The 15,186-nt window shown below is 73.8% G+C and carries 1 protein-coding gene; it reads left to right on the forward strand.

From position 1 onward, the window contains the following. The first annotated feature begins 90 nt into the window (after positions 1 to 90). On the forward strand, positions 91 to 14,985 hold the full coding sequence (locus AC6F7H_RS00235; protein ID WP_500754458.1) for an amino acid adenylation domain-containing protein: 14,895 nt from the start codon (positions 91 to 93) through the stop codon (positions 14,983 to 14,985). Positions 14,986 to 15,186 lie beyond the last annotated feature (201 nt).

Genomic DNA, 15,186 nt, shown 5'->3' on the forward strand with positions numbered 1-15,186 from the left:
CCGCGGGCCGTGGCCCGATCTGCCCGGCTCAGCGCCGGCCCACCCACTTCGTCAACGCGTCAGCACAACGCAGAACTCAGCGAGGGCCCAATGTCAAACGAGGACAAGTTCCGTCAATACCTGGCGCGTGCCGCGGGAGAGCTGAAGCAGACCCGCGAAAAGCTGCAGCAGGTCCAGGACGCGGCACACGAGCCGATCGCCATCGTCGGCATGGCCTGCCGGTACCCGGGCAGCGTCCGCGGACCGGAGGACCTGTGGGGCCTGGTCGCGCAGGGCCGGGACGGGATGTCGGCGTTCCCCGAGGACCGCGGCTGGGACCTGGAGGCCCTGTACGACCCGGACCCGGACCGCCCGGGCACCTCCTACACGAACGTGGGCGGTTTCCTGTACGACGCCGCGGACTTCGACCCGGCGTTCTTCGGGATCAGCCCGCGTGAGGCGCTGGCGATGGACCCGCAGCAGCGTCTGCTGCTGGAGGCCGCGTGGGAGGCCGTGGAGTCGGCGGGAATCGACCCGGTCTCGCTGCGCGGTTCGCAGACCGGCGTGTTCGCGGGGCTCATGTACCACGACCACGTGGCCCGGCTGCGGGACGTGCCCGAGGACCTCGAGGGTTTCATCGGCAACGGCAACGCCGGCAGTGTCACCTCGGGCCGGGTGGCGTACACCATGGGCCTGGAGGGCCCGGCGGTGACGGTGGACACGGCGTGCTCGTCGTCGCTGGTCGCCCTGCACTGGGCGATCCAGGCGCTGCGCACCGGCCAGTGCCGGTACGCGCTCGCGGGCGGTGTGACGGTGATGGCGACGCCGGGCACGTTCGTGGAGTTCTCCCGGCAGCGGGGCCTCGCGGCCGACGGCCGGTGCAAGCCGTTCGCCGACGCCGCCGACGGCACCGGCTGGTCGGAGGGCGTGGGCATGCTCCTCGTGGAGCGGCTGTCGGACGCCCGCCGGCTCGGGCACGACGTGCTCGCCGTGGTGCGGGGTTCGGCGGTCAACCAGGACGGCGCGTCCAACGGTCTGACCGCCCCCAACGGCCCCTCGCAGCAACGGGTCATCCAGCAGGCCCTCGCCAACGCCCGGCTGACGCCGCGTGACGTGGACGTGGTGGAGGCCCACGGCACCGGCACCACCCTGGGCGACCCGATCGAGGCGCAGGCGCTGCTGGCCACCTACGGCCAGGACCGGTCCGGGGACCGGCCGCTGTATCTGGGCTCGATCAAGTCCAACATCGGTCACACGCAGGCGGCGGCCGGTGTCGCGGGTGTCATCAAGATGGTGCAGGCCATGCGGCACGGCACGCTGCCGAAGACCCTGCACGTCGACCGGCCGACCTCACACGTCGACTGGTCCGCCGGCGAGGTCCGGCTGCTCACGGAGTCGCGTCCGTGGGACGGTGAAGGACCGCGCAGGGCCGGTGTGTCGTCGTTCGGGGTGAGCGGTACGAACGCTCACATCGTCCTGGAGCAGGCTCCGGCGCCGGAGGACACCCTCCCCGAGGGCGACGGGGACGACCAGCCGGCGGACGCCGAGCGGGTCGCGTTGCCCGTGGTGCCCTGGACGGTGTCGGGCAAGACGGCGGCCGCGCTGCGGGACCAGGCAGCCCGCCTGGCCGCCCACGTCCGCGCCCACCCCGGCACCGACCCCCACGACACCGCCCTGGCCCTGGCCACCACCCGCACCCACTTCGACCACCGCGCCGTGGCAACCGCCACCACCCCCGACGAACTCCTCACCACCCTCGACGCACTCGCCAACGACACCACCGCACCCGGCCTCGTCACCGGCCAGCCCACCCCCCACGGCGGCCTCGCCATCGTCTTCCCCGGCCAGGGCACCCAACGCACCGGCATGGGCCAGGACCTCTACACCCACTACCCCACCTACGCCCAAGCCTTCGACGAAGTCTGCACCCACCTCGACCCACTCCTGGGCCGCTCCCTGCGCGACCTCGTCCACACCAGCGAAGACATCCACCAGACCCAATACACCCAGCCCGCCCTCTTCGCCTACCAAGTCGCCCTCTACCGCCTCACCGAATCCTGGGGCATCACCCCCGACCACCTCATCGGCCACTCCATCGGCGAAGTCACCGCCGCCCACATCGCCGGCATCCTCACCCTCCCCGACGCCTGCACCCTCGTCGCCACCCGCGCACGACTCATGCAAACCGCCCCCCACGGCGGCCCCATGGTCGCCCTCCAGGCCACCGAAGAAGAAGTCCTCCCCCACCTCGAAGGCCGCACCCACCAAGTCTCCATCGCCGCCCTCAACGGACCCCGCTCCACCGTCATCGCCGGCGACGACGAAGCCGTCGAAGACATCACCCGCCACTTCGAAGACCAAGGCCGCAAAACCAAGTGGCTCAACGTCTCCCACGCCTTCCACTCCCCCCACATGGAAAGCATCCTCGACGAATTCACCACCACCCTCACCACCATCACCTTCCACCCACCCACCATCCCCATCATCAGCAACCTCACCGGCCAACCCGCCACCGACGACATCCAAACCCCCCACTACTGGACCCAGCACATCCGCAACACCGTCCGCTTCGCCCACGGCATCACCACCCTCAACAACCTCAACACCACCACCTACCTCGAACTCGGCCCCGACGGCACCGCCGCCGCCATGACCACCACCTGCCTCCCCGAGGACACCCAGGCCCATGTCGTCCCCGCCCAGCGCAAGGACCGGCCCGAAGCCCTCGCCCTCACACAGGCCGTCGCCCGCCTCCACACCCAGGGCCGGACCGTCGACTGGTCCGCCCTGTTCGCCCCGAGCCAGGCCACCGCGGCTCCCCTGCCGACCTACGCCTTCCAGCACCAGCGCTACTGGCTGCCCGCGACGTCCGGGGCCCGGACGGACACCGACCTCACGGCGGCCGGGCTCACGCCGGCCGGCCACCCCTGGCTGACCGCGGTGGCGACGCTGCCGGAGGACGAGGGTCATCTGCTGAGCGGCCGGCTGTCACCGCGTGCGCACGCCTGGCTCGCCGACCACGCCGTGTTCGGCGCGGCCATGGTGCCGGGCAGCGGTCTGGTGGACGTGGCCCTGGCGGCGGCGCGGGCCGTGGGTGCCGCGCGGGTGCGGGAGCTGACCCTGGCGAAGCCGCTGGTGCTGAACGGCGGCTCGGCGGTGCGGCTGCAGGTGCGGGTCGAAGGGCCCGACGAGCACGGCCACCGCTCCCTCGCCGTCTACAGCCAGTTCGAGGACACACCGGATCCGGGCGCGTGGAACCTGAACGCGACGGGTGAACTGGCGGACGCGCCGGCGACCCCCGGCGGAGCGCCCGAGCTGCTCGGCTGGCCGGTCCCGGACACCGACGGAGTCGACCTGGACGGCTTCTACGAGGGTCTGGAGGAGCAGGGCTTCACGTACGGGCCCGCGTTCCGCGCCCTGAAGGAGCTGCGGACCCGGGGCCGCGTCGCATACGGGCGGGTCGTGCTGCCGGAGCAGTCCGGGCCGACCGACGGGTACGGCGTGCACCCGGCCCTGCTGGACGGTGCGCTGCACGTGCTGGCCGGCATCACGTCGGCCGAGGACCGGCCGGAGGACGCCGACACGGTGATCCTGCCGTTCGCCTGGTCGGACGTGGAGGTGTATGCCACGGGCAGTACCGAACTGCGGGTGCGTATCGAGCTGCTGGAGCCGCAGGGGGGAACCCCGGTGGCCTCGGTCCTGGTGACGGACACCGAAGGGACGCCGGTCCTGCGGGCCGGTGCCCTGCGGATGCAGCGGGCGACGGCGGAGCAGCTGCGGGCCGCTCAGAGCACCGGCGCCGAGCATCTGTACCGCCTGGACTTCCGGCAGGTGGATGCCGACTCCGCCGGTCAGCCCGACAGGGAGGGCCTGGTGGTGCTCGGCGCTGGTGCCGTCGCCGAGGCGCTCGGCGTCGAGGCCGTCGACGAGCTCGCCGACGACGCGGCACCGCGCCGCCTCGTGGTGGACCTGACCGGGGCCGGGCGCGCGGCGGAGGCGGCGTGGTCATTCGCCGGGTCCGCACGGGCCGCGGCCGGACAGGCGCTGGCGCTCGTGCAACGGGTCCTCGCCGACGAGCGGTTCGCCGGCACCGAGGTGGTGTGGGTGACGCGGGACGCGATCGCGGCCCGGCCGGAGGACGGTGCGGGCGCTCTCCCCGACGCCTCGGTGTGGGGGCTGGTGCGCACCGCCCGGGTGGAGCACCCGGAGCGGATGCTGCGCCTGGTCGACGTGGGCGCCGAGCCGTGGGACCCGGCTGTTCTGCGGGCCGCGCTGGCCGTGGCCGACGAGCCGGAACTGGCGCTGCGCGGCGACGGGGTGTGCGCTCCGCGTCTGGTGCGTGCCCAGGCGGGTCCGGCGGTGGCACCGCCCGCCGGGGACGGGCCCTGGCATCTGACCGTGCGGGAGAAGGGCAGGCTCGACACGTTCGAGGCCGTGCCCCTGGACACGGCTGAACCGCTCGGCCCCGGCGAGGTCCGGGTCCAGGTGCGCGCGGCCGGACTGAACTTCCGTGACGTGCTCAACGCCCTCGACATGGTGCACGCCCCGGAGCTGGGGCTGGAGTTCGCGGGCGATGTAGTGGAGGTGGGTGCTGAGGTGAGGCATCTGCGGGCCGGTGACCGGGTGATGGGCCTGGCCGTGGGCTCCTTCGGCACCGAGGTCCGCGCCGACGCCCGGGTCATGACCCCCATCCCCGACCACCTCTCCTACGCCGAAGCGGCAACCGTCCCCCTCACCTTCCTCACCGCCTACCACGGCCTGGTCGACCTCGGCAGACTCCAGGCCGGCGAGAAGATCCTCATCCACGCCGCCGCCGGCGGCGTCGGCATGGCCGCCGTCCAGCTCGCCCGGCACTTCCGCGCCGAGGTCTACGGCACCGCCAGCACCGCCAAATGGCCCGCCCTGCGCGCCATGGGCCTCGCCGACGACCACATCGCCTCCTCCCGCGACACCACCTACGCCGACACCTGGAACGACGTGCCCTTCGACGTCGTCCTCAACTCCCTCGCACGCGAATTCGTCGACACCACCCTGACGATGCTGACCGACGGCGGCCGCTTCCTGGAGATGGGCAAGACCGACATCCGCGACCCCGACCAGGTCACCACCGACCACCCCGGCGTGCGCTACCAGGCCTTCGACCTCATGGACAGCGGCGCCGACCGCATCCAGGAGATGCTCCAGGAAATCACCGCACTCCTGGCCGACGGCACGATCCGTCCGCTGCCCCTGCACGCCTACGACGTCCGCGAGGCGCCCAGCGCGTTCCGGTTCATGGCGCAGGGCCGGCACACCGGCAAGCTGGTCCTCACCCTGCCCCGCCCGCTGGACCCCGAGGGCACCGCCCTCATCACCGGCGGCACCGGCGCACTCGGCCAGGCCCTCGCCGAACACCTCATCCGCACCCACGGCATACGCCACCTCGTCCTCACCTCCCGCCGCGGCCCCGACACCCCCGGCGCCGACACCCTCACCACCCACCTCACCACCGCAGGCGCCACCACCGTGCGCATCGTCGCCTGCGACGTCAGCCGCCGCGACGAGGTGCAGGCCCTGCTCGACGACGTGCCCGGCGACCACCCGTGGACGGCCGTACTGCACCTGGCCGGGGTGATCGACGACGGGCTGGTGGCCGGTCAGAGCGCGGAGCGGCTGGCGGGCGTGTTCAGCTCGAAGGTCGACGGGGCGGTGCATCTGCACGAGCTCACGGCGCGTCTGGATCTCGCCGCGTTCGTGCTGTTCTCCTCTGCCGCGGGCACCCTCGGCTCCCCCGGCCAGAGCAACTACGGCGCGGCCAACGCCGTGCTGGACGCCCTCGCGGCGTACCGCCGTCACCGGGGGCTGCCCGCGCTGAGCCTGTCGTGGGGCCTGTGGGCGCAGAGCGGAACCGGCATGACCGCGCACCTCGGCGAGGCGGAGCTGGCCCGGATGCGCCGCCAGGGGGCACACGCGCTGACCGTGCCCGAGGGCCTGGACCTGTTCGACACGGCGTTCGGGCGCCCCGAGACCCACCTGGTCCCGGTGAAGTTCGACACGGCGGCACTGCAGCGCGGTGCGGGCGCCGGAGTGCCCGCACTGCTGCGGGCTCTGGTCCGGCCGCGGCCCGAGCTGCGCCAGGCCGCCCAGGCGTCCGGCACCGGCGTGTCCCTGCGCGACCGGCTCGCCGCCGTCGCCGAGGCGGACCGGGAGGCGCTGCTCACCGGGATCGTGCAGGGCGAGGTCGCCGTCGTGATGGGCGTCTCCGGCGCGAGCGGCGTCGGGGCCGACCAAGAGCTCAGGGAACTGGGCATCGACTCGCTGATGGCGGTGGAGCTGCGCAAGCGCCTGTCCGACGTGTCGGGCGCCGCGCTCCCCTCCGACCTGGCGTTCAGCCACCCCACGCCCCGGGCCATCGCCCGCTTCCTGCTCACGGAGGTGTTCGCCGGTCTGGGCGAGGCCTCCGAAAGGCCCGCCGCGGCCGCGCGGGGGCCGGAACTGCCCGCCCTGGTGCGGGCGGAGGGCGTCAGCACCTACCCGGCGACCCACGGACAGCGCCGTCTGTGGTTCATGGAGCATCTGCACCCGGGATCCGCGCAGTACAACGCCGTGTGCCGGCAGCGCACCGTGCGCCCCGTGGACCTTCAGGTCCTGGCACGCGCCCTGGACTGGGTGGTGGACCGGCACGAGTCGCTGCGCACCACGCTGCGGGTGGAGGACGGTGACGTCGTGCAGGTCGTGCACCCGTCCCTGCCGGTCCCGCTGGTGCACGAGGACCTGTCGCACGCCGACGAGTCCGCGGTCGAAGCGCGTGTGCGCCAGGAGGAGCTGGCACCGTTCACGGTGGACGGCGGCACCCTGGTGCGGGGTCTGGTCCTCGATCTCCCCGGCGGCGGGCAGCTGCTGTGCTTCGTGCTGCACCACTCGATCACGGACGGCTGGTCGTCCGGCGGCATCTTCCTTCAGGACCTGTACGAGGCCTACCACGCCCTGCGGGACGGCCGGGAGCCGCAACGGCCCGCGGTGGACCACCAGCTGGGCGACTACGCGCTGTGGGAGGACCGCTGGGTGCACGAGGGGCGTTTCGCCCCCGCTCTGGACTTCTTCCGCGAGGAACTGGCGGGCGTGCCGCGCCTGGAGTTCCCCTCCGGTGCGCCGGAGGCCCCGGACGGCCGCCCCGACGGCGACGCCGTGTACTTCACCGTGCCCGCCGCTCTGCGCGACGGCCTGGAGCGGCTGGCCGCCGAAGCGTCCGTCACCCCGTACACGGTCCTCGTCACCGCGTACGCGGTCCTGCTGAAGCGCTACTGCGGCCAGGACGACTTCGCGGTCGGCACGCTGTGGGGCAACCGGCAGGTGCCCGGCGCGGCGAACATCGCCGGCTTCCTCGCCAACACCCTTCCGCTGCGCTGCGACCTGACCGGCGACCCGTCGTTCACCGGGCTCCTGGCCGCCATGCGCCCCCGGGTGCTGGGAGTACTGGAGAACCAGAGCGTGCCGCTGACGGAGATCGTGCGGACGGCGGCGAGCGAGCGCACCGGTGAGGAGAACCCGTTCTTCCGGGCCGCGTTCAACTACCTCGGCGCGGCCGCGCCGTTCCTCGGCGCCGGCGACGACGCCTGGATGCCGCTCGGCACGGGCAGCGCGCTCGGCAACGTGCGGGGCGCCGCGAAGTTCGAGCTGGGTCTGACGCTGGTCTCCGACGAGGACGGGCTGCGCGGCGAGCTGGAGTTCCAGTCGCACGTCCTGGACCGCGCGGGCGCCGAGCGGATGGCGGAGAACTTCACCGAGCTGCTCGCATCGGTCGTACGCGACCCCGCGACCCCCGTGAGCCGGCTCCAGGTGCTCGGCGCGTCCGAGCGTGCCTGGCTGTCGGAACAGTCGGGGAGCGTGGCGCCGCAGCTGGAGGACCCGCGGACCGCTCTGGAGCGGGTGTGGGAGCAGGCCGCTGCCACACCCGACGAGGAGGCCCTCGTCCACGGCGAACACCGGCTCACCTACCGGGAGCTGACGGTGGCGGCGGGCGCGGTCGCGCGCCTGCTGAAGGACCGGGGTGTCGGCCCGGACGTGCTGGTGGGCGTGCACGCGCCGCGTTCGGCGGCGTTCGTGGTGCTGGCCCTGGGCACATGGCTGGCCGGCGGCGCGTACGTGCCGCTCGACCCCGCCTACCCCGCCTCCCGAATCGAGCACGTCGTCCGGGACAGTGGGATGCGCACCGTACTCACGACCCCGGACGGCACGTTCACCGGCGGGGGCGACGACATCGACGTCCTCCCCGTCGACGTGCACGCCTTCGCGGGCACGGACACCCCCGCGCTGCCGGCCCTCTCGGACCTGGCGTACGTCATCTACACGTCCGGTTCCACGGGCAAGCCGAAGGGCGTGATGCTGGAGCACGCCCAGTTTGCCAACTTCTGCACGGCGATGGACCACCGGGTCGGCGGCGGCAGCGGTGACACCTGGCTGGCGGTGACGAGTCCGTCGTTCGACATCTCCACGGTCGAGCTGCTGTGGACGCTCACGCGCGGCTACCGGGTGATCGTGGCCGACGGCACCGTCGCCGACTGGGGCCGCTACCGCGCGTCGTCCCCCACTCATCTGCAGTGCACGCCGTCCCTGGCCCGCATGCTGCTGGCGGACCGCGACGGCCGGGCCCTGCTCGACGGTCTGCAGCGCCTCCTGGTCGGCGGCGAGGCCCTCGACCGGGCGCTGGCCAAGAAGCTGCTGCGCCGCTGCGGCGGCGAGATCACCAACATGTACGGGCCCACCGAGACGACCGTCTGGTCGTCGTCCTGGACCCTGGAGCCGGGAGAGGTGTCCCTGGGCCGGCCCCTGCACGGCAACCGCCTGTACGTCCTCGACGACGACCTGCAGCCGGTGTCGCGCGGCACTCGCGGTGAGCTGTGGATCGGCGGCCACGGCGTAGCCCGCGGCTACCACGGGCGGCCCGAGCTGACCGACGAGCGCTTCTTCCCCGACCCGCACAGCCCCGTGCCGGGCGCGCGGATGTACCGCACCGGCGACATCGTCCGCTACCGCCCCGACGGCACCCTGGAGTTCTGCGGGCGCACCGACGCCCAGATCAAGCTCCGCGGCCACCGCATCGAACTCGGCGAGATCGAGTCGGTCGCGGGTGGCCACCCGGCCGTGCTGGAGTGCGCCGCGATCGTCCGCGAGGACATCCCCGGCGACCCGGCCCTGTTCCTGTACTGGACACCCGCCGCCGGCACCGCCGACGGCTCGGAACTGCGCGCCCATCTGGCCGGCCGGCTGCCCGCGTACATGGTCCCGGCCCGGCTGGTCCGTATGGCGGAGCTGCCCCACACCCCCAACGAGAAGACCGACCGCAACGCCCTCAAGGCCCTTCCCCTGCCCGCGCCCGACTCCGTCGCCGAGGCGACCGGTGACGGCTTTGCCGAGGCCGCGCACGCGACGGACCCGGCGCAGGCGGTGGAGGACGTCGTCGCCCGGGCCTGGCAGGCCGTGCTCGGCCTGCCCCGCGTCGACCGCGACACCGGGTTCTTCGAACTCGGCGGCACGTCCATGTCCGCGCTCAGCGCCCACCAGGCGATCTGCGCGGAGCTGGGCCGCGAGTTCCCGCTGGCCACCGTCTTCCGCCACCCCACCGTGCGCAGACTGGCCGCGCACCTGAGCGGTACCGGGACGTCCACCGGCCCGGCCGCCCGCGCGGCCCGGCACGCGTCCGGTGATCCGGCCGAGGACGCCATCGCCGTCGTCGGCCTGGCCTGCCGCCTGCCCGGAGCGCCCGACATCGACTCCTTCTGGCAGGCCCTGCGCGAGGGCCGCGAGCTCATCAGCCGCTTCACCGAGGCCGAACTGCGCGAGGCCGGCGTCCCCGAGGCCCTGCTCACCCACCCCTCATACGTCAGGGCCAAGGGGTACGTCGAGGACGTCGACCGGTTCGACGCCGGGTTCTTCGGCTACTCGCGTACCGAGGCCGAGGCGATGGACCCGCAGCACCGGCTCTTCCTCGAATGCGCCTGGGAGGGCCTGGAGAACGCGGGCATCGTGCCGCAGGAGTTCGACGGCCCGATCGCCGTGTTCGGCGGCTCCGGGTCCGGCGGCTACCAGCAGCACGAGATCAACGACCTGTCGTCCTTCTTCCGCAACATGGTCGGCACCAAGGGAGACTTCCTGGCGCCGCGCGTCGCGCACAAGCTGAACCTGCGCGGACCGGCGCTGAACGTGCAGACCGCCTGCTCCACCGGTCTGGTCGCCACGCACCTGGCCCGCGAGAGCCTGCTGCGCGGCGAGTCGGACATCGCCCTGGTCGGCGCGTCCTCGGTGTCGGTGCCGCTCAAGAACGGCTACCCGTACCAGGAGGGCATGGTCGTCTCGCCGGACGGCAGCTGCCGGGCCTTCGACGCGGACGGCGCCGGCACGGTGTTCGGTGACGGCGTCGGCGTGGTGGTGCTGCGCCGCCTCTCCGACGCGCTCGCCGCGGGCGACACCGTCTACGCGGTGGTGCGCGGCAGCGCCATCAACAACGACGGCTCCGACAAGGTCGGCTTCACCGCGCCGAGTGTCGCCGGGCAGGCGCAGGTCATCGCCACCGCGCAGAGCACCGCGGGCATCAGCGCGGACAGCGTCGGCTTCATCGAGGCGCACGGCACCGGCACCGCGCTCGGCGACCCCATCGAGGTCCAGGCGCTTCAGGAGGTGTTCCGCAGCGGCGAACGCGACGAGCCGTGCGCGCTCGGCTCGGTGAAGACCAACATCGGCCACACCGACACCACCGCCGGAGTCGCCGGGCTCATCAAGACGGTGCTCACCCTGCACCACCGGGAGCTCGTGCCGACCCTGCACTTCAAGCGCCCCAACCCGGACATGGACCTGGACCCGGACCTGTTCTACGTCAACACCGAGACCAAGGACTGGGTCGCGGACGGGCCGCGCCGGGCGGGCGTCTCCTCGTTCGGCATCGGCGGCACCAACGCCCACGTCGTCCTGGAGGAGGCCCCCGCGCCGGTCGTGGACGAGTCCGCGGCGGACGGGACGGACGGCGCCATGCCCGTCGTGCTGTCGGCGCGTGACACGAACGCGCTGCGTGCGCAGGCCGCCCGCTGGGCCGACTGGCTCGCCATCCACCCCGAGGTGCCGCTGCGGCGCGTCGCGGTGTCGGCGGCGACCCGACGCGAGCACTTCAGCGCGCGGGCGTCGGTCACGGCGGCCACGGCCGCCGAGGCGGGCGCTGCGTTCGCCGCGCTGGCCGAGCGCCGCTCGCACCCCGCCCTGGACGAGGGGACGGCCGCCGACCGCCGCGTCGTCTTCGTCTTCCCCGGCCAGGACACCGAGTGGGCCGGAATGGGCCGTGAACTGCTGGAGCAGTCCGAGGTGTTCGCGCGGGCCGTGGCCGAGTGCGACGCCGCGTTCGCCCCCTTCACCGGCCGCTCCATGACGGAGCTGCTGCGCGAGGGGGACGGCTCGCAGTGGTCGGACCTCGGCATCGTCCAGCCGCTGCGCTTCACGATGTACGTGGCCCTGGCGGTCGTGTGGCGCTCGCTCGGTGTGGAGCCGGCCGCCGTGGTCGGCCACTCGCAGGGCGAGGCCGCGGCCGCGGTGGTCGCGGGGGCGCTGACCCTTCAGGAGGGGGCGCGCGTCATCGCGGCGCGTTCCGCCGCCATGCAGCGGCAGTCCGGCTCCGGCCGGATGGCGGTGGTGGAGCTGCCGCCGACCGAGGCGCAGACGTGGGTCGCCCAGTACGAGGGCACCGTGTCGATCGCCGCGGTGAACACGCCGCATTCGGTGACGGTCTCCGGTGACGCCGACGCCGTGGACGACCTGCTGTTCCGCCTCGACGACGAGGACATCGCGTGCGGTCCCCTGGAAGCCCGGATGGCCGCGCACAGCCACCACGTGGATCCGGTCCTGCCCGTCCTGGCGGAGGAGCTGGCCGAGCTGCGGCCGCGCGCGGGAGAGATCCCCATCTACTCGACCGTCACCGGCGACCGGGTGCGCGGTGAGGAGCTCGACGCGGCGTACTGGTGCCGCAACCTGCGCCAAACCGCCCGCCTCGACCTGGCGCACCAGCAGCTGCTGGCGGCCGGCTTCGACGTGTTCGTGGAGGTGAGCCCGCACCCGGTGCTGCTGATGCCGCTCACCGACGGCGCCCTGTACGCCGGGTACGACCAGACCGTCACCGTGCCGACGCTCCAGCGCGACCAGGGGGACCTGGCGCAGGTGCTGCGCGGCGTCGGGCGGCTGCACGTGCACGGTGCCGAGGTCGACTGGACGCGGGCCCTGGGCGACGCCCCGGCCGTGCCCCTGCCCACCTACGCGTTCCAGCGCGAGCGGTACTGGGCCGAGCCGGAGACCACGCCCGAGCGGACCGTGCCCGCCGCGACCGACGCGTTCTGGCAGGCCGTGGACGACGGCGGCGCTGACCGGGTCGCGAAGATGCTGGGCGCTCCCGAGGAACTGCGGGCGGGCATCGCGCAGTTGCTGCCCCTGCTGTCGGCGTGGCAGGACGAGCAGAAGGGCCGCTCCGCCATCGCCTCGTGGCTGTACGACGAGGTGTGGCGGCCCGCCGAGCCGGCCGCGTCCGGGCCGGTGGACGGCGACTGGGCACTGGTGACCTGCCCCGGGCAGGCCGCGGACGCCGGGTACGGCGAGCAGATCGAGCGGGAACTGCGGCTCGCCGGGGCCACCGTGCACCGGATCGACGGCGCCGCGGACCGTGCGGGCCTGGCCCGGGCGTTGCAGGCGCTGCCGAGCGGACTGCTCGGCGTGGTGACGCTCGCGGGCCTGGACGACACGGCGGACGCGCAGGGCGTGACCGAGGGGCTGCGGGGGGTGCTCGCCCTGGTGCAGGCCGTCGGGGACACCGGACGGCCCGTGCCCGTGTGGGCGCTGACCTCGGGCACGGTGAGCGTCGACGGCGTCGAGCCGCTGCCGAACCCGCTGGGGTCCCTGGTGCGCGGCGTGGGCCGGGTCGTGTCCCTGGAGCAGCCCCAGCGGTGGGGCGGCGTCATCGACGTGCCGCCGCTGCCGCACGAGGACTGGGCGGCGCAGTTCGTGCTCAGCCTGGGTGCCGGTGACCACGAGGACGAGGTGGCGCTGCGCCCCGGCGGACGCTTCGTGCGCCGCATGGTGCGCACCGCGCCGCAGCCGGGCGAGGCGGGCTGGTCGACCTCTGGCACCGCGCTCATCACCGGCGGCACCGGCGGGCTCGGCCGGCACCTGGCCCGCTGGCTGGCCGGCCGGGGCGCCACCCGGATCGTCCTGGCGTCGCGGCGGGCCCGCGAGACCGACGAGATCACCGCTCTGCGCGCGGACCTCGCCGCGAAGGGCACCGAGGTGGTGCTCGTGCCGTGCGACGTCTCGGACCGCACGCAGGTCGAGAAGCTGATCGCGTCCGCGGAGACGGCCGGGGCGCCGCTGCGCACGGTCGCGCACCTGGCCGGTGTCTCCGCCGCCGGCCCGCTCGACTCGATCTCCGACGAGGAGATCGGTGGGGAACTCGCGGCGAAGGCGCACGGTGCCCGACACGTGCACGAGGTGCTCGGGGACCGTCCGCTGGACGCGTTCGTCCTGTACGGCAGCGGCGCCGGGCTGTGGGGCAGCGGCCACCAGGCGGTGTACGCCGCGGCCAACATCGCGCTCGACGCGCTCGCGCGGGAGCGGCACCTGGCCGGGCTGCCCGCGACGGTGCTGCACTGGGGCCGCTGGGCGGTCGACGGCATCCTCAGCGCGGAGGAAGAGGAGAGTGTGCGGGCACGTGGCCTGATGGCCATGGAGCCGGGCCGCGCGCTGCACGCGCTGGGACTCGCCCTGGACGCCGGCCTGCCGGCGCTGGGCGTGGCCGACATCGACTGGGCCCGGTTCGCCCCGGCCTACAGCGCGGCCCGGCCCCGGCCGCTGATCGGTGACATCGACGACGTGCGGACGGCACTGGCCGCGACCGACGCGCCGCTCGACCCGCGCGCCGGTGACGACCTTCGCGCGGAACTGACCGGCATGGACCGGCAGGAGCGGCTGCGGACCCTGACCCAGCTGGTCAGGGCCGAGGTGGCACAGGCCCTCAGCATGGAGGCGCACGCGCTCGACGTCGAACAGCCGCTGCTGCAGCTCGGGTTCGACTCGCTCATGGCGGTCACGGTGCGCGGCGCGCTCGCCCGCCTCACCGGTCTGGCCCTCACGACGAACGTCTTCGTCCGGCACTCCACCTGCGCGGCGCTCGGCCGTCATCTGCTCGGCGAGCTGCTGGGCGGCGAGCAGGAGCCGCAGGCCGACGCGGACAGTCCGTGGCTGCGGGTGCTGAAGCCCGCGGCACGGCCCCGCGCACGCATCGTGTGCATGCCCGGCATGGGCGGTACGGCCGGCGGCTACATCCCGCTGATCGGCGCGCTGCCGGAGGGTGTGGAGCTCGTCGGGGTGCAGCTGCCGGGCCGTGAGGCACGCACGGACGAGCCGCCGCTGACGGACATGATGAAGGTGGCCGACGAGGTGGCGGCGGCGCTCGCCGACCGCTGCGACGTGCCGCTGGTGCTGTTCGGGCACAGCCAGGGCGCCTGGCTGGCCTGGGAGGTGGCCCACCGGCTCGGGCTGCGGCCCGAGGAGCCGCAGTTGTCCCTCGTGGTGGCGTGCGCGCAGACGCCGTACGCCGAGGTGTCGGACTTCGTGCGCCGGGCCGGTGTCGCCGCCGGCCGCGACGGTGCCTCGCCGGCCGAGATCGCCGAGGCGCTCGACGGGCTGCTGCCCCGGCAGATCCTCGACAACGAGGAGCTGCTCGTCGAGTACGCGGAGCGGCTGCACGCCGACACCGAGCTGGGCGCGAGCCACCGGCGCGCACTCACGGACCTCCGGCGGGAGACGCTGAAGGTCCCGGTGTTCGCGGTCGCGGCCACCGACGACCCGGTGGCGGCGCCGCAGGCGATGGAGGCCTGGCGCGAGCTGTCCCTCGGGGCGTTCTCGCTGCGCACCATCGCCGGCTCGCACGCCGCGCCGCTGGAGAACGCCGAGGCGATGGTGGCCGAGCTGCTCGCCGCGGTCCCGGCGGACGGCGTCTGATCCGCACCTCACCCCGCCCGGGCGGGCGACACCGGTGGCGTGGACCCCGGGCAGACCTTCGGTGGTCTCCCGCGGCTCCTCGCCACCGCGCCCCGCCCGGGATCCAGGTCGTAGTCGAGTGCCGCGCGGAGTGGAGTCGACTCCGCGTCAAGTGCGCCGTGATGCCCTTGGGCAGGTGGTTCCACGGCCCCTGATGTCGAC

It is taken from the genome of Streptomyces sp. MMS24-W38, assembly GCF_059889265.1.